General features: G+C 71.8%; 13 protein-coding genes and 1 tRNA gene. 5 read left to right on the forward strand and 9 right to left on the reverse strand.

Features of this window, described 5'->3' with window-relative positions; all coding sequences use genetic code 11:
* Positions 1–77 precede the first annotated feature (77 nt).
* A complete protein-coding gene (locus ACIG47_RS10595) occupies positions 78–4,193 on the reverse strand; it encodes an efflux RND transporter permease subunit (RefSeq protein ID WP_397430765.1) in 4,116 nt (1,371 codons plus the stop codon).
* A 162-nt stretch (positions 4,194–4,355) separates the two neighbouring features.
* A complete protein-coding gene (locus ACIG47_RS10600) occupies positions 4,356–5,591 on the reverse strand; it encodes an MFS transporter (protein ID WP_397417064.1) in 1,236 nt (411 codons plus the stop codon).
* Between the two features lie 59 nt (positions 5,592–5,650).
* Between ACIG47_RS10600 and ACIG47_RS10605 the strand changes: the two genes are divergently transcribed.
* The 4 genes from ACIG47_RS10605 to ACIG47_RS10620 all read left to right on the forward strand — a co-directional run bounded on the left by ACIG47_RS10605 (position 5,651) and on the right by ACIG47_RS10620 (position 7,894).
* Complete coding sequence (locus tag ACIG47_RS10605; RefSeq protein ID WP_397430766.1) at positions 5,651–6,142, forward strand: MarR family winged helix-turn-helix transcriptional regulator; 492 nt, start codon at positions 5,651–5,653, stop codon at positions 6,140–6,142.
* Positions 6,143–6,259: 117 nt separating this feature from the next.
* Positions 6,260–6,469, forward strand: coding sequence for a hypothetical protein (locus tag ACIG47_RS10610; RefSeq protein WP_397430767.1), 210 nt, complete (start codon positions 6,260–6,262; stop codon positions 6,467–6,469).
* A 41-nt stretch (positions 6,470–6,510) separates the two neighbouring features.
* Positions 6,511–7,209 carry an ArsR/SmtB family transcription factor gene (locus ACIG47_RS10615; protein ID WP_397430768.1) on the forward strand — a complete coding sequence of 233 codons (699 nt, stop codon included), beginning with the start codon at positions 6,511–6,513 and terminating at the stop codon, positions 7,207–7,209.
* Between the two features lie 82 nt (positions 7,210–7,291).
* On the forward strand, positions 7,292–7,894 hold the full coding sequence (locus ACIG47_RS10620) for a ClpP family protease (RefSeq protein ID WP_397430769.1): 603 nt from the start codon (positions 7,292–7,294) through the stop codon (positions 7,892–7,894).
* 47 nt (positions 7,895–7,941) lie between these two features.
* Here ACIG47_RS10620 and ACIG47_RS10625 read toward each other — a convergent pair whose 3' ends face one another.
* Positions 7,942–8,433, reverse strand: a complete 492-nt coding sequence (locus ACIG47_RS10625; RefSeq protein WP_397430770.1) for a helix-turn-helix domain-containing protein — start codon at positions 8,431–8,433, stop codon at positions 7,942–7,944.
* A gap of 155 nt (positions 8,434–8,588) precedes the next feature.
* On the opposite strand from ACIG47_RS10625, the gene ACIG47_RS10630 reads away from it, so the two are divergent.
* Entirely contained in the window at positions 8,589–10,829 is a 2,241-nt protein-coding gene (locus ACIG47_RS10630) for an ATP-binding cassette domain-containing protein (protein ID WP_397430771.1), read from the forward strand.
* 108 nt (positions 10,830–10,937) lie between these two features.
* Here the strand turns inward: ACIG47_RS10630 and ACIG47_RS10635 are convergent.
* The 6 genes from ACIG47_RS10635 to eno form a co-directional block, all read right to left on the reverse strand.
* A tRNA-Leu gene (locus ACIG47_RS10635) sits at positions 10,938–11,011 on the reverse strand.
* Positions 11,012–11,220: 209 nt separating this feature from the next.
* A complete protein-coding gene (locus tag ACIG47_RS10640; RefSeq protein WP_397430772.1) occupies positions 11,221–12,678 on the reverse strand; it encodes an NAD(P)/FAD-dependent oxidoreductase in 1,458 nt (485 codons plus the stop codon).
* 153 nt (positions 12,679–12,831) lie between these two features.
* Complete coding sequence (locus tag ACIG47_RS10645) at positions 12,832–13,782, reverse strand: exopolyphosphatase (RefSeq protein WP_397430773.1); 951 nt, start codon at positions 13,780–13,782, stop codon at positions 12,832–12,834.
* Between the two features lie 111 nt (positions 13,783–13,893).
* Positions 13,894–14,394, reverse strand: coding sequence for a DUF501 domain-containing protein (locus tag ACIG47_RS10650; RefSeq protein WP_397430774.1), 501 nt, complete (start codon positions 14,392–14,394; stop codon positions 13,894–13,896).
* A 29-nt stretch (positions 14,395–14,423) separates the two neighbouring features.
* Complete coding sequence (locus ACIG47_RS10655) at positions 14,424–15,491, reverse strand: septum formation initiator family protein (RefSeq protein ID WP_397430775.1); 1,068 nt, start codon at positions 15,489–15,491, stop codon at positions 14,424–14,426.
* Between the two features lie 226 nt (positions 15,492–15,717).
* Positions 15,718–16,998, reverse strand: coding sequence for a phosphopyruvate hydratase (gene eno, locus ACIG47_RS10660; protein WP_397417094.1), 1,281 nt, complete (start codon positions 16,996–16,998; stop codon positions 15,718–15,720).
* Positions 16,999–17,049: the final 51 nt, after the last annotated feature.

Raw genomic sequence — 17,049 nt, forward strand, 5'->3', positions numbered from 1 at the left:
GATGGGTTGCGGAGAGTAGGCATTGTCTACTCTCCGCAACCCATCCCCGGGAGCACAGTTGTCTGTGGGGTGAGGCCTCAGTCGAGCGGGTCCAGCGGATGAGGCCAGACCGGCGCCGCCTGCTGCGGGTGCCGGGTCGGTGGTTCCTCCTGCGGATACCGGACCGGTGGTTCCTCCTGCTGATACCGGACCGGTGGCTCCTCGTGCGGCGGCCGGACTGACCGTTCCTGCTGCGGCTGTCGGCGGACCGGCAGCTGTTGCTGCGCCTGTTGCGGCGGCTGGTGCGCCGACGGCGGGCTGGGCCACTGCTGCGCCGAGTGCCCCGGCACGGGCTGCTGTGGCGGCCGCGCCTGCAGCCGCGGATCCGGTCCTGGAGCGTGCTGCCGCGGATCTGCAGCCGGGGCAGGCCGACGCGGATCCGGTGCCGGGGCGGGCTGCCGCGGGTCCGATGCGGGGACGGGCTGCTGGTAGCGCTGCTGGGAACGTTCCGCGTGCTGCCCGCCGTGCGGTGCATACCCGTTCTGCTGGGGGTATGTCTCGAACAACGGATATGCCGCCGGCTGCTGCCGGTCGGGAGCCGGGGTCGCACCCTGTCCGACCCCGTGCTGTGGCTCGACCCTGGCGGACGCCCGGGCCGACGGAACCCGAGCTGGCGGGCTCTGCGCGGGCGGCGACTGAGTAGACGGCGATTGAGTAGACGGAGCCTGCGCAGGCGGCGACTGGGTGAACGGAGCCCGCGCGGGCGGGGCCTGCGCGGGAGTGGGCCGGCTGTGCCGCCCCGGACGCCCCTGGTCGGGTTCGGCCCAGGCGCTGGACCGGGCCGGCGAGGCCCAGGAACCGGTCTGGACGGCAGCGGGTTCCGGGGTCGGCGGCCAGGCCGGCGCTGCGGGTGCCTGTCGCTGCGCCGCCGCCTGGCGGCCGACCGTCTGGAAGGCCCCGGTCGCCACGCTGGGGAACGCTCCGGTCAGCGGCCTGCGCGTGGTCCGCCCAGCGGCCTTGTCCGCCGCACGACGGCGTTCGGCCCGGCCCTCGAAGATCGTGTAGATCACGGGCACCACGTACAGGGTCAGCGCGGTCGAGGAGACGAGTCCGCCGATCACCACGAGCGCCAGCGGCTGCGAGATGAACGCCCCGCCGCCGGTGACCCCCACCGCCATCGGCGTCAGTGCGAAGACCGTGGCCAGAGCCGTCATGACGATGGGGCGCAGTCGCTTGCGCGCACCTTCGCGCACCGCCTCGTCGAGGGCCATGCCGTCCTGGCGGTACTGGTTGATGAGGTCGATGAGCACGATCGCGTTGGACACCACGATCCCCACCAGCAGCAGGGTGCCGATGAGCGCGGGCACCCCCAGCGGGGTGTCCGTGGCGACCAGCGCCACCAGGGCGCCCACCGCCGCGAACGGGATCGACACCAGCAGGATGAACGGCTGGGCCAGGCTGCGGAACGCGGCCACCATGACGATGAACACGAGGGCGATCGCGGCCAGCAGCGCCATCCCCAGGTCGTTGAACGCCTCCGCCTGGTCGGCCGCCGCGCCGCCCACGGTCACCGTGGCCCCCGCGGGCAGGTCGAGCGCCGCGATCTCGGCGTCGACCGCCTCGGTCACCGCCCCCAGGTCGTCGCCGGCAGGCGTCACCGACACCGTCGCGGACCGGTCGCCGTCGATCCGGCTGATCGACGTCGGCGTCTTGGCGACGTGCACCGTCGCGACGTCGCTGAGCTGCACCGTCCCGGCCGCCGTCGGTACCGGGATCTCGCCGATGCCGGACATGGTCGTCGGCGTCCGGCCCGCCGCGAGCGTGACGCCCACGGGGCCCTCGGCGGTCCGCAGCTCGCCCATGTCCTGCGCACCCGCCATCGCCGCGGACGCGATCCCGGTGACCTGGGTCTCGGTGAGCCCGTACTCGGCCGCGACCTTGCGGTTCACGGTCACCTCGACGATCTCCTGTGCCGCGGAGAGGTCGTTGCTGACCTCGGCGACACCGTCGAGACCGCCCATCGCCTCCTGGAGTGCGGTCGTGGCCTGGCTCAGCGCCGCGTCGTCGTGCGCCCGGACGACCAGGTCGATCGACGACGTCCCCACGGAGTCCCCGGCGGAGACGGAGATCTCGGTCGCCGGCTTCTCGGCGAGCCCGCCGACGGCGGCGCGGATGTCGGCCGCGGCGGCCGCGCCGTCGGCGTCGTCCGTGAGCGTCACCGCGAACGATGCCTTGAGACCTGCGCTCGCCCCGCCGAACGCGGCCATGGACATGTCGCCGCCGCTGCCCACGGTGGACTGCACGCTGTCGACGGCCGGGACGGCCGAGAGCGCCTCCTCCACCTCTCTGGCCGCCTCGTCCTGACCCTTGAGCGAGGTGCCGGGCGCGTAGTGCTGCGTGACCGTCACGGTGTCCTGCCCGCTGTCCCCGAGGAAGCTGGTCTCCATCCGCGGGACCAGGGCCACCGTGCCGCCCAGGATCGCGACGGCGAGGCCGAGGGTGACGGCGGGCCGTGCCAGCGCGCCGTCGAGCGACGGCACGTAGAGCCGCTGCCAGACGCCGCGCTCCTCCTTCTCCTCGGCCGCCGCGCGCGCCGCCGAGCCACGACTGCTGCTCTTCGGCGGCCGGATGAACCAGTACGCCAGCACGGGGACGATGGTGAGTGCCACGACGAGCGAGGCCAGCATCGCGATCGACACCGTGAGGGCGAACGGCCGGAACAGCTCTCCCACCATACCGCCCACGAAGGCGATGGGCAGGAAGACCGCCACGGTGCAGATCGTGGAGGCGGCGATCGCCCCGCCCACCTCGCGCACCGCCGTCAGGACGGCCTCGGTCCGCTCGACGCCGTACGACATGTGCCGCTTGATGTTCTCGATGACGACGATGGCGTCGTCCACCACACGGCCGATCGAGATGGTGAGCGCGCCGAGCGTGAGGATGTTCAGGGTGTATCCGCCCGCGTTCATCGCGATGAACGTCACCGCGAGCGACAGCGGGATGGAGATCGCCGACACCAGCGTGGACCGCATCGACATCAGGAACACGAGGATCACGAGCACGGCGAACAGCAGACCGAGACCACCCTCGGTGGCCAGCCCGTGGATCGAGTCCTCGACGAACGGCGCCTGGTCGAACACGACGGCGGTCGTGACGCCGCGCTCCGCCAGCGGGTCGGCCACCTCGGCCTCCGCGAGCGCGTTCTCGACGGCGTGCGACACCTCGACGGTGTTGGCCTCGGGCGTCTTCGTGATGGCCAGGCCGAGCGACGGCGCACCGTCGAGCCGGGAGTACGACGTCGCCTCCACCGGCTCGAGCCGGACCGTCGCGACCTCACCGACGAGCGCCGGCTCGGCCGGAGCCGCCGGCGCCGCCGGGTCGACCGGCAGGGCGCCGGCAGCCGCGCCGGCGTCTTCGCCGCCCGCTCCCGCCGTGCCGCCCGCTCCCGCCGTGCCGCCCGCTCCCGCCGTGCCGCCCGGCACGACGGGGAGCTGCTTGAGCTGGTCGACCATGTCCACGGGCTTGCCGAGCTGCACCGACCAGGCACGACCGCCGTCCGTGATCTCGCCCGCCGGCACGACGACGCCGTTGTCCTGCAGCACCGTGGTCAGGTCCTGCGGTGTGAGGCCGGCCGCCGCGAGCCGCGCCTGATCGGGCTGGACGCGGACCTCCGTCTCCTGCTGCCCGGTCACCGCGACCGAGCGGACGCCCTCGACGTCCTCCAGGGCCGGGACGATCACGGTCTCGACGGTGTCCGCGAGCGCATGGGGGCTCTTGTCACCTGCCACGGCCATCTGGACCACGGGCACGTCGTCGACGGAGCCGGTCGTGACCTGCGGGCTGACATCCTGGGGCAGGGCGGGCTGGGCGCCCGCGACGGCGGTCTGCAGCCGCTGGGTCGCGGCCTCCATGTCGGTGCCGTACGTGAACTCGACGGTGGTCAGGGAGACGCCGGTGGACGCCGTCGAGCGCACGGAGGCGACGTCGTCGACCGAGGCGATGGCTTCCTCGATCACGTCGGTGACCTGCTCCTCGACCACCTGCGGCGACGAACCCGGGTACTGCGCGCTCACGATCCCGGTCGGCAGCTGGAGGGACGGGATCAGCTCCTGCTTGAGCGCGGTCATGCTCACCACGCCGAACACCGCTATCGCGATCGTCACCAGCGCCACGACGGCTCGGTTCGCGAGGGACAGCCGGGCGAGACGGAACACGGGGACTCCACGGTGCGGACGAGGATCGGGCAGACGGAACGCTGCCGCCGTCGTGCCCGGGGCGGACCAACGGGGTGAAAACGACCGAAGTCCCCAGAGTAGGGCAGTGTGCCGCACCAGCGGCAAGCCGAACGGTGACCCGCCGCCCGCCCTCGCCCGGCGTCACAGCTCGGACATGGCCTCCTCCGGGGTGTGCTCGGCCTGCCGCGCGCGCCGGTCCCAGCGCTGCCAGAGCACTCGCTCGCCGAGCGGCCGCGCCATGACGTGCGCGGTGACGAGGAACACGATCACTCCGACGACCAGCACGCCCGAGGCGACCCAGAACGGCGAGGCGGCGCCCACGCTCTCGGCGAGCAGACCAGCGACCACCGGCGCCGGGGCCGCGAACCCCCACCGCACCAGGTTGAACGCACCCGTGGTGACCCGGCGGTCCGGGTCGCCGAGGGCCAGCGACAGGTCGGTGAGGTTGGCGTTCGCGATGCCCATGAACACACCGGCCACGATGGTCACGACGACGGATCCCGCGGTGCCCACGCCGATGGCCAGCAGGGCCACGCAGGCGAGCACGCCGAGCACTGCCACGCCGAGCGTCTGCACGAACCCGATGGCGTGCGCGAGCCGGTGACCGACCGCGAGGATGCCGACAGCCACGCCGATGCCCCATGCCGTGAACACCAGGCCGAGCGGCACGACGTCCAGGCCCAGGAACACGGGGACGTAGCCGAGCACCACGAAGAAGACGAAGTTGTAGGCGGCCGTGACGACGGCGAGCGACAGGAACCCGGGCTTGCGGAACAGGCCGAAGACCTGGCCGAGCCGCAGCGGCGCGGGCTTCTCCGCCGGGTCCTTCAGCCGGGTCACCGACACGAGCAGGGCGACCAGCATGAGCAGGCCGCAGACGAAGAACGGCACCCGCCAGCTGATGTGCCCGAGCAGACCGCCGATCAGGGGCCCGACCGCGAAGCCGAGCCCGACGCAGGTCTCGAACAGGCCGACCACCCACTCGCGGTCCCGGGCCAGAGCGACCAGCAGCACCATGGCCGTCGCGAAGAACATCGCGTTGCCCAGGCCCCACACCCCCCGCAGGACCGCGAGCTGGGCGATGTTGCCGCTCAGCGCCGCCAGCCCGGCCGCGACGGCGACGAGCGTGACCCCGGTCGCCAGGATCTTCTTGTAGCCGAACCGCCCCGTCGCCATGACGGCGGGGATCATGCCGATCGCCATGACCGCGATGTACGCGGTGAACAGCAGCTCGATCTCCCAGGTGGTGGCCCCGATCTCCGCGCCGATGACGGGAAGGATCGGGTCCACGACGGCGATGCCCGCGATCGCGAAGAACGCGGTGAGCGCCGTGGCGTAGATCGCTGTCTTGTTCGGTTCGTTGCGCGCGGTAGCCACGCGGCCTCCTCGGATCGATTTACCTGTACCCCACAGATATCTACCTGTAGGCTACACCTATGTCGAAGAGGACGAAAGAGGCCGCCGACGCCGAGCACGCCGGCGAGGGCACACTCTCCCGCGTCGAGCTCCAGCTCGCGCTCCTGCTCCGCCGGGCCGAACGGACGGGCGCGATCCGCGCGGGGCACGCCCCGTCGCTGGAACGGTCCGGCTACCTGCTCCTGCTGGTGCTCAGCACCGAGGGGCCGCTCGGCATCAACGCGCTCGCCGAGCGGCAGGGGCTCGACGCGTCCACCGTGACCCGTCAGGTCGTGAGCCTGGAGAAGGCGGGCTTCGCCCGGCGCAGCCGCGACCCGCTCGACGGACGGGCGGTACGGGTCGAGGCGACGCCGGCCGGCCGGCAGCAGCTCGACCACGAGCGCGCCCGGCGCAGCGCGATGTACGACGAGATCCTGGCCGACTGGTCCCCCACCGAACGGGCCTTGCTCGCCGGCCTGCTCGAACGGCTCAACCACGACCTGGACGCCTTCCGGCGTGATCCGGAGGACTGACGAGGTCTCCAAAGATCTCGTTGCAAAGAATCTATTGCAAAGAACTGTTGGCATGCGTAGGGTGGTCACGTCGGTCGCACCCGTCCGGCGACCCGTCCCCCAGCGAGGAGCACCGCGATGACCGCCTACGCACCCGTCGCCCGCGCCACCGTCCCCCCGTCCGTGCGCCTCGCCCGCGGGACGGCGTCCGCCACACGACCCGCCGCACCGCGCCCGGAGGACCGGGAGGAGCAGCGCCGGGAGATCGAGCGGGCCGAGCGCCGCCGAGCCCATGCGGAGCGCGTGCGGGACAACCTGGCGGCCCGCCATCCACTGGCCCTGCGCTGACCGACCGGTCCCGGCGGCGGGGTGTGGGTAACGTCCTGCCTATGGCGACAGCACGCAAGGACTCCCCCGGCCCGACCGAACGGCCGTCGGCCCCGGTGCCGGTTGGGCCGCCCGAGCTGCGGGTCGCTCCGGACGCACCCGCGGACAACGGTCGCCCGCCCGAGCTGGGCCCCGCGGCCCTGCGGGCGCTCGCCCATCCGCTCCGCATCCGCATCCTCGACCTGCTGCCCAGCCACGGACCGCTCACGGCCAGCAAGCTCGGCGAGATCGTCGGCGAGTCCAGCGGCTCGACCAGCTACCACCTGCGCCAGCTCGCCAAGCACGGCTTCGTCCGTGAGGTGGAGGGCAAGGGCACGGCACGCGAGCGCTGGTGGGAGCGCACGCCAGGGGGCTTCAGCATCTCCAGCTCGGGCAAGGACTCCCCGGCGGGCCGCCAGACCGCCGAGGCCGTGAACACGGAGTTCCTGCGGCTGCGGCACGAGCGGGTGATGGCCTTCCTCCGGGCCACACAGGACGCGGACGAGGAGATGCTCACCTCCTGGATGGGGGCGACCACCTTCTTCTCGGCCAACAAGTGGGCCACGCCGGAGCAGATGGCCGCGATGGTGACGGCCTGGGAACGCTTCATCACGGAGCACATCGACCCGTTGAGCGGCCAGGAGGGCGAACCGGGCACCGTGCCGGTCGAGGTCCACTTCGACGTGTTCCCCACGATCGATCCGCAGGGCAACCCCTTGTGACGAGCGGGCGGTCTGCCGTCAGCAGATCTGCGGCCGGCAGAGTCCGCTGTCCCCCTGCGCGGGGCGGGACGATCGTGGAGGCATGACCGACACGACCCACCTCCAGCCCTTCGAGGACCACCTCGCCGCACGGCTGCTGCACCAGCGCATCGTGCTCATCGGCAGCGAGATCGACGACGCCGTCGCCAACCGCGTGACCGCACAGCTCCTGCTCCTGTCGGCCGAGGACCAGGCCGCGGACATCAGCGTCTACATCAACTCACCCGGCGGCTCCATCGGCGCGGGCCTGGCGGTGTACGACACGATGAAGCTCCTCCCGAACGCCGTCTCGACCGTGGCGGTCGGCTTCGCCGGGAGCATGGGTCAGTTCCTGCTCGCCTCGGGCACGCACGGCAAGCGGTACGCGCTGCCGCACGCGCGGATCATGATGCACCAGCCGGCCGGCGGGGTCGGCGGCACCACCAGCGACGTCGTCGTCCAGGCCGAGAACATCCGGCACGTCAAGGACGTGGTGACGCGGCTGCAGGCCGAGCACACGGGGCAGACCGTCGAGACGATCGCCGCCGACTCGGAACGCGACCGCTGGTTCACCGCCGAGCAGGCGCTCGCCTACGGGATGATCGACAGGATCGTGGACCAGGTGCACGACGTCCGCCCGGGCGGGAAGCGACGCGCCGGCCTCTGAGGACCGGCACCGGTCCCCGATGCCGGCTCCGCGGTCGTCGGGGACCGTCAGGCCGCGAGCAGGACGGCCTCCCCGGACCGGCCGCGGGCCGGCGCGGCGCCCGAGCCGGTGGACCCCGCCTGGAGCGGGTGCCGGGACGACGAGAAGCCCGCCGCACGCCGGGCCGTGGACGACAGGACGCGGACCCGGCGGCTCTCCTCCTGGGCGGCCAGCGCGAGCGCGAGCTCCGCCCACGCCCGCTCCACCAGGTCGACGAGCCGCATCCCGAGCGCCTCGCACACGGCGGCGAGCACCTCGGACGAGGCCTCCTTGCGGCCGCGCTCGACCTCGGACAGGTAGGCCGTGGAGACCCGCGCGTCCGCGGCGACGTCGGCCAGCGTGCGACGTTGCTCGCGTCTGGTCCGGCGCAGGATGCCGCCCACGAGGTCACGCAGCAGTGGCTCGCGAGCGTGCTCGAACGTGCCAGGTCTGGCTCCCGGCACGCGCTCGTCCGTGCCGAGCCCCGGGGCACCCGCAGTACCCGTTGAGATCAGTGTCATCTGCCCACTCCCGCCGTCGGTACCCGTCACGCTACCCAACCCCACTGACACACCGGGTCGTTCCGGCGTCTGCTGCTGGCGTAACGGCGCATCCCGTTGCCGGGGTGCGTGTCAGTGCCTCCTGGCACCATGGGACCACCGACCAGGAAAGGACAGTGGTGTTCGGATCTATCGAGGTGCGCGGAGCCCGCGAGAACAACCTGCAGGGCGTTTCGGTGGACATCCCGAAGCGGAAGCTCACGGTCTTCACCGGGGTCTCCGGCTCCGGCAAGAGTTCACTCGTGTTCGGCACCGTCGCCGCGGAGTCACGTCGGCTGATCGACGAGACCTACCCGGCGTTCGTCCAGGGCTTCATGCCCTCGCGCCCCCGGCCCGACGTCGACACGCTGTCGAACCTGTCGGCGGCGATCGTGGTGGACCAGGAGCCCATGGGCGCGAACGCCCGCTCCACGGTGGGCACCGCGACCGACGCGTACACGATGCTGCGGGTCATCTGGTCCCGGCTCGGCACACCGCACATCGGCGGCTCCAACCTCTTCTCGTTCAACGACCCGCAGGGCATGTGCCCCGAGTGCGAGGGCCTCGGCCGGGTCTCCACGATCGACACCGACGCGCTCGTGGACCGGGACAGGTCGCTCAACGAGGGTGCCATCACGTTCCCCAACTTCGGCGTCGGCACCTGGTACTGGAAGGTCTACGCCGACTCGGGGCTGTTCGACGCGGACAAGCCGCTCAAGGACTACACCGACACCGAGTGGCACGACCTGATGCACGGGCCCGAGCGCAAGATCGTCTCGGGCGGCATCAACGTCACCTACGAGTCGCTGGTCCCCAAGATCACCCGGCTGTACCTGGTCAAGGACGTGGAGTCGATGAAGGGGGCGATGCGGGCCGCCGTCGAGCGGCTCGCGACGTTCGCGCCGTGCCCCGCGTGCGGCGGTACCCGGCTCAACGACCGGGCCCGGTCGTCGCTGGTCCGGGGCAAGCACATCGGCGAGGCCGCGGCCATGCAGCTCACCGACCTGGCCGACCTGGTCCGCGGCCTCACCGACCCGCACGTCCAGCCGATCCTCGACGGCCTGGGTGACCTGCTCGCCACCTTCGAGCAGATCGGGCTGGGGTACCTGTCGCTGGACCGCGAGTCGTCGTCCCTGTCCGGCGGCGAGGCCCAGCGCACCAAGATGGTGCGGCACATGGGCTCAGCCCTGACGGACATGACCTACGTGTTCGACGAGCCGACCATCGGCCTGCACCCGCACGACGTGCGCCAGATGAACGCCCTGCTCCAGCGCCTGAGGGACAAGGGCAACACGGTGCTGGTGGTCGAGCACAAGCCCGAGGTCATGGCCGCCGCCGACCATCTCGTCGACATGGGGCCGGGTGCCGGTGCGCACGGCGGCACGGTGGTCTACCAGGGCGACCTCGCCGGGCTGCGCACCTCCGGGACGGCCACGGGCAAGCACCTCGACCAGGCCGTCACGCTCAAGGACACGCCTCGCACGCCGACCGGGCGGCTCCGGATCGAGCACGCCACCCTGCACAACCTGCGGGACGTCTCGGTCGACGTGCCGCTCGGGGTCCTCGTCGCCGTGACAGGGGTCGCGGGCTCCGGCAAGAGCTCCCTGATCCACGGCTGCCTGCCGCGCGACGGGGTCACGTTCGTGGACCAGTCCGCGATCCGCGGGTCGCGCCGGTCCAACCCTGCGACCTACACCGGCATCCTCGAACCCGTCCGCAAGCAGTTCGCCCGGGCGAACGGCGTCAAGCCCGCCCTGTTCAGCGCGAACTCGGCCGGCGCCTGCCCGGAGTGCAAGGGCGTGGGCCTGATCTACACCGACCTTGCCTTCATGGCGGGTGTCGCGAGCGTGTGCGAGGCGTGCGACGGCAAGCGGTTCACCGACGAGGTGCTGGGCTACACCCTCCGCGGCAAGAACATCGCGGACGTGCTCGCCATGTCCGTCGAGGAGGCGCTCGGCTTCTTCACGGAGAAGGCGGTGCTGCCGATGCTGTCGCGCCTGTCGGACGTCGGCCTGGGCTACATCTCCCTCGGCCAGCACCTCAACACGCTGTCCGGCGGCGAGCGGCAGCGGCTCAAGCTCGCGATCGAGATGGGTGGCGACACCCCGGTGTTCGTCCTCGACGAGCCCACCGCAGGCCTGCACATGCAGGACGTCGACAACCTGGCCGCCCTGCTGGACCGGCTCGTCGACTCCGGCCGGTCGGTGATCGTGGTCGAGCACAACCTCTCGGTCGTGGCACGGGCCGACTGGGTGATCGACATGGGCCCCGGCGGCGGGCACGACGGCGGTCGTGTCGTCTTCGAGGGCACCCCCGCCGGCCTGGCACGCGAGGAGGCCTCCCTGACCGGCCGCCATCTCGCGGAGCTGGTCGCCTGAGCCCCGGGCGTCGCCTGAAACCGGGCCTGCCAAGGGTCGGGCTGTCTCCTGAGACCAGGCCGTCAAGCCCGGAGCGTCGGGTCAACCAGGCCGCACCCAGAGCTGGCGTGCCCCCACCCGGGTTCGAACCGGGACTGTGCCGGGTTTAAGCCGGCTGCCTCTGCCAGTTGGGCTATGGGGGCGCACCCCAGAGACTACCGAGGACACGACGTCGGAGGAGAGCAATCGCGCGGCTGCATCGGTCCCTCGCAGAGGCCCCGAGAATGACTTCGGTCGGTTGCCTCGAGATCGGTCGATCCACCGACCGATCTCGAGGCAACCGACCGAAGTCAGCAATCAGCCCGCAGCACCGGACCGAAACAACAGGCGCGGGCCTGGCGCCAGACGGTCGTCAGGACTTGGCGCCCGACTCCGCGCGGGACGCGGACGACTCGGCCTTCTGCTCGACCTTCTCGCCCGGGGCCTTCGGCGGCACGGAGGCGTTACGGAACTCCTGGCGCGGGTCGTGCAGCGAACCCAGGGACACCAGCTCGCGACCCATGAGGAACTGACCGATCCAGCCGATCAGGATGCGCACCTTGCGGTTGCCGGTCGGCATCGCCATGACGTGGTAACCACGGTGGGCCACCCAGGCGAGGAAGCCGCGCAGCTTGATGAAGCCGAAGAGCTCGGCGACACCCTTGTACAGACCCAGCGAGGCGACGACACCCACGTTCTTGTGGTTGTAGTCCACGGCAGGCCGGTCCTTGTACAGCGCGACGATGTTGTCGGCCAGGCGCACGGCCTCGCGGATCGCGTGCTGCGCGTTCGGCGGGCAGAACTTGCCGGGGTTGAGCACGTCCGGCACCGCGGCGCAGTCACCGGCGGCCCAGGCGCCCTCGATGACCTCGCCGTTCTCCGTCGCGACCTGCAGCGTCGGGAGCACGATGACGCGGCCCAGCTTGTCGTACGGGAGGTCGGACGACTCCTTGATGACCGGGTTCGCCTTGACGCCCGCGGTCCACACGATGGTCTCGGTGTCGAACTCGACACCCGTCGAGGTCACGACGTGCCCGTCCACGCAGGACGAGAGGAACGTGTTGAGGTGGAACTCGATGCCGCGCTTCTTCAGCTCGGCGAGGGCGTACTCGCCCATCGGCTCCGTGACCTCGGGCAGGATGCGCCCGGCACCCTCGATCATGACGAACCGCAGGTCCGACGGCTCGATGGTGTTGTACTGGCGCGTGGCGTAGCGCGCCATGTCCTCGATCTCGGCGAGGGCCTCGATACCGGCGAACCCGCCACCCACGAACGTGAACGTGAGCATGCGCTTGCGCAGGTCGGCGTCCCAGGTGGACGACGCGACGTCCAGCCGGTTGATGACGTGGTTGCGGACCGCGATGGCCTCTTCGACGTTCTTGAAGCCGATGGCGTTCTCCGCCAGGCCCGGGATGGGCAGCGTGCGCGACACCGAGCCGAGGCCGACGACCAGCTGGTCGTACGTGACCTCGTACTCCTCGCCCTCCTCGGGCTGGATCTTCACGGCCTTGCGGCCGTGCTCGATCGTGGTGACCTTGCCCTGCAGCACGTCGATGCCCTTGAGGGCCTTCCGGTGCGGCGCGACGACGTCACGGGCGTCGATCGAACCCGCACCCGCCTCCGGCAGGAAGGGCGCGTACGTCATGTACGGACGCGGGTCGACGACGACGATGGCCGCCTCCCGCTTCTTCAGCTTCTTTCGCAGGCGGCGCGCCACGTAGAGGCCGACGGACCCGCCGCCGAGCACCACGATGCGCGGCACCTTCCGCGGGCGCGGCGTGCTCGCCGCGTCGGAGGCATGGCTGACCGAGGTCAGGTCGTTCTGAGGCATGATTCCCAGGGTACCGCGCGCAACGCATGCGTATTGACACGACAAAGAACGGCGTGTGCGTGATGCACAGCACGCCGTCGTCGCTGACGGAAGCCTTCGCGCTCCTCCGACCTCCCCAACGGGCCGTCCCGGCCGGGAGTTCCCGGGCGTCCGCTACGCCATGGACAGCGCGATCCCGTCCAGGATGTCGTGCTCGCTCGTCACCACGCCGGCCAGCGATCCGCCCACCGCCGCGACGTCGGCCGCGACGCGCCGGACCACCTCGGACCAGACGAGCGCCCCGGCTGCGATCACGTCGACCCGGCCGGGGTGCAGGAAGCCCATCGCGGTCCGTTCGGCCCGCGGCGCCGCGAGCAGCGCGGCGCACGAGGCCAGCACGGTCTCGACGGGCAGCACCGCCTGGTCCACCCGGTCGCGCCGGTACTCCGTCAGGCCCAGGGCGTGCGCGGTCACCGTGGTGATGGACCCGGCCAGGCCCACCAGGGTCGCGGTCTTCGCGAGCGGCACCACACGGGCGGCGTCGTCCAGGTGTGCGCGGACGTCCGCGCGCGCCGCCTCGACCTCGGCCGGCGACGGCGGGTCGCTGTGCAGGTGCCGTTCCGTCATCCGCACCGACCCGACGTCCATCGAGACGCTCGCGTCCACGGAGTCGGTGCCGAGGACCAGCTCGGTCGACCCGCCGCCCAGGTCGACCACGAGGAACGGTCCCGCGTGGGCTCCTGCGACCGCGCCGGTCGCGCCGCGGAAGGACAGCTCCGCCTCCTCGCGCCCGCTGATCACCTCGACGTCGACGCCGAGCGCGTCCCGCACGCCGTCGAAGAAGGCGTCCCGGTTCCGGGCGTCCCGCGTGGCCGACGTCGCCACGAACCGCACCCGCTCTACGCCGGCGGCCTCGATCGCCGCCGCGTACCGGCGGGTCGCGGCGAGCGTGCGCTCCAGAGCCTCGGGCGCAAGCTCTCCGGTGCGGTCGACGCCCTGGCCGAGCCGCACCACCTCCATGCGACGGTCGAGCTCGGTGAGGTTTCCGGCGGCGTCGACGTCCGCGAGGAGCAGGCGGATCGAGTTGGTGCCGCAGTCGATCGCGGCAACGCGAGAGGAAGTCACGCGGCGATTCTCCCAGCCGCCGCCGTCACCGGGCGCCGGACATCCCGATTCGCGAGAAACGTCACGCGAACCCACGACGCGGCGCGCCGGCGTGCCCTGCGGCCCGAGGGGTCAGCAGGTGCAGCGGTCCGGGCGCCATGTGTCGCGGGCCAGGGCGAGCGCCTCGTCACCCAGCGGGTTCACGCCCGGTCCGGCAGCAAGGGCGTGTGCGAAGAGCACGTGCAGGCACTTCACCCGCGTCGGCATGCCACCGGCGGAGATGCCGTCGATCTCGTCGACGTGGCCGATCGCCTCGCGCTCCGCCAGGTAGTGCTCGTGCGCCGCGCGGTAGGCGGTGGCAAGCTCCTCGTCGGACTCGAGCCGCGCCGTCATCTCCTTCATCACGCCGTTCGCCTCGAGCGTCGAGGCGGCAGCCACCGCACCGGGGTGCGTCAGGTAGAAGACCGTCGGGAACGGCGTGCCGTCGGGCAGGCGCGGCGCGGTGCGCACCACCGTCGGCCGGCCGCACACGCAGCGCGCCGCGATCCCCACGACCCCTCGCGGTTCACGGCCGAGCTGCTCGGCCAGGACTCGCAGGTCGTCGTCGGACACGCTGTCGATCACGGAGCTCACCACCCTATTGTCCCTCAGGACAGGGGCGGTCACTCACCGCCCGCGATACGCACCGAGTCCCAGACGCTCGTGTACCAGGGCGCGTCGGCGTCCTCGGACGTGCCCGGCGACGGCTCGACGACGCCCGGCGCGGGCTCCTCCTCCTGCACGGAGTCGGTGTCCAGCGGCCGCCACACCTTGTCGCCCGGCATGACGAACCGCAGGCGCGACCGGGCCTGCTCGATGACGTAGTTGCGGTCCTCCCAGCGGGCCAGCTCGGTCTCGAGGTCGGCCTTCTGCTCCTGCTGCTCGCTCAGCTCGGAGCGGAGCTCACGCAGCTCGGCCTGCTGCGTCACGACCGCGCGGACCGTGGGCAGCAGCAGCACCACCGCGAGCAGCATCACCACCGACAGCACCATCGCGCGGACTGTCAGCACCTCGGGCAGCACGAGCCCGAAGCTGCCGCGCTTGCGGTCCGCGCGCGGCGGCCGGGCGGACGGCGCGACGCTCGCGGTCGCCGTCGAGCGGCGCCGCGGCTGGGCGGGTCGCTTCGCCCCGGACGAGGCCGGACGCCCGCCGCGCGCGGCCGACGCCGCGGGCCGGGCCGACGGACGAGCCGCGGCGCCCCGGGACGACGCGGCACGGGACGACGCGGCACGAGACGACGCCGGACCGGACGCCGTGGACCGGGCCGGGCCGGTGCGGCGGGCCGAGGACGGCGTGGCGGGCTTCCGTGCGCCTGACGTCCCGGCGCTCCCCGCTGCCTCCGACGTCGGCGTACCACCCGACGCGCCACGCTTCGACGCTGCTGCCTTCGACGAATCCTTTGTCGAGGCGCCCTTCGTCGAGGCGCCCTTAGGTGCGGCGCCCTTCGTCGAAGCGCCCTTCGGTGCAGCGCTCTTCGTCGAGGCGGCGCTCTTCGGTGCGGCCTTCGACGTCGACGCGGCCCCGCGGCCCGCGCCGTCCCGGCCGGCCCTTGTGCCCTTCGACGCACCCCGGCCGGCGCGCTTCGGGTCGTCCTTGCCCCGCGCCGAGCCCGAGGCCTGGGCCGACGACGGGCGCGCATCCGAGCCGCGCGCCGAACCCGAGGGCCGCGCCGGGCGGCGTGAGGAAGCCATGGGTCGATTGTGCCGATTCGCCGGGCCTTTGTACCGGCATTACCTCCGGCGCGCCGTGTGTCGAATCCGTGAAACGACGAAGTGCGCTTCTACCCTGCGATTTTGCCCAAACCTCGCTGGGCTCTTGGGCCAAATCGCTGGGTAGAAGCGCACTCTCAGGCGGTGCCACCGCACCGGCGCCGGTCGAGCGTCTGAGGCCCGCTCGACCGCCGCCGTCAGGCCAGAGTCAGCCCTGGAAGCGCGGGAACGCCGACCGGCCGGCGTACGTGCCGGCCTCGTCGAGCGCCTCCTCGATGCGCAGGAGCTGGTTGTACTTCGCGATGCGCTCGCCACGGGCGGGGGCACCGGTCTTGATCTGGCCGGCGTTCGTGGCCACGGACAGGTCCGCGATGGTGGTGTCCTCGGTCTCGCCGGAGCGGTGCGAGGTCATCGTGGTGAACCCGTTGCGCTGCGCCAGCGTCACGGCGTCGAGCGTCTCGGTGAGCGTGCCGATCTGGTTGAGCTTGACCAGCAGCGAGTTGGCCGACTTGAGCTCGATGCCCTTGGCGAGGCGCTCGGGGTTGGTCACGAACAGGTCGTCACCGACGATCTGCACCCGGTCGCCGACCTTGCCCATGAGCGCGGCCCAGGAGTCCCACTCGTCCTCGGACAGCGGGTCCTCGATGGAGACCAGCGGGTAGTCGGCCACGAGCTGCTCGTAGTACGCGATCATCTCGTCCGGCGTCTTCTTGCCACCCTCGAAGGCGTACACGCCGTCCGAGAAGAACTCGGTCGAGGCGACGTCCAGCGCGAGCGCGACGTCCGTGCCGGCCTTGAGGCCCGCGCGCTCGATGGCGACGAGGATCAGGTCGAGCGCCTCACGGTTGCTGCCCAGGTTCGGGGCGAAGCCGCCCTCGTCGCCCAGGCCGGTGGCCAGGCCCTTCTCCTTCAGCACGGACTTGAGGGAGTGGTAAACCTCGGTGCCGGTGCGCAGCGCCTCACGGAACGTGGGGGCGCCGATCGGGGCGACCATGAACTCCTGGATGTCGACGTTCGAGTCCGCGTGGGACCCGCCGTTGAGGATGTTCATCATCGGCACGGGCAGAACGTGGGCGTTCGGGCCACCCACGTAGCGGAACAGGTCCAGGCCGGAGCTCTTGGCGGCGGCCTTCGCGACGGCGAGGGACACGCCCAGGATCGCGTTGGCGCCCAGCTTGCCCTTGTTCGGGGTGCCGTCCAGGTCCAGCAGCGCCTGGTCGACGATGCGCTGCTCCTCGGCGTCGTACCCGACGAGCTCGGGGGCGATCTCGTCGTTGACGGCCGCGACCGCCTTCTCGACGCCCTTGCCCAGGTAACGGCCCTTGTCGCCGTCACGCAGCTCGACGGCCTCGAACGCGCCGGTCGAGGCGCCGGACGGGACGGCCGCACGGGCGAAGGTGTCGTCGTCCAGGACGATCTCTACCTCCACGGTGGGGTTGCCGCGCGAGTCGAGGATCTCGCGCGCTCCAACGGCTTCGATGCTAGCCACGGGGACTCCTTCTCAGGATGTTGCTCGGAGGTTACGGCCCCCAGCCTAGGA

Source organism: Promicromonospora sp. NPDC052451 (genome assembly GCF_044547525.1).
Taxonomy (GTDB): Bacteria; Actinomycetota; Actinomycetes; order Actinomycetales; family Cellulomonadaceae; genus Promicromonospora.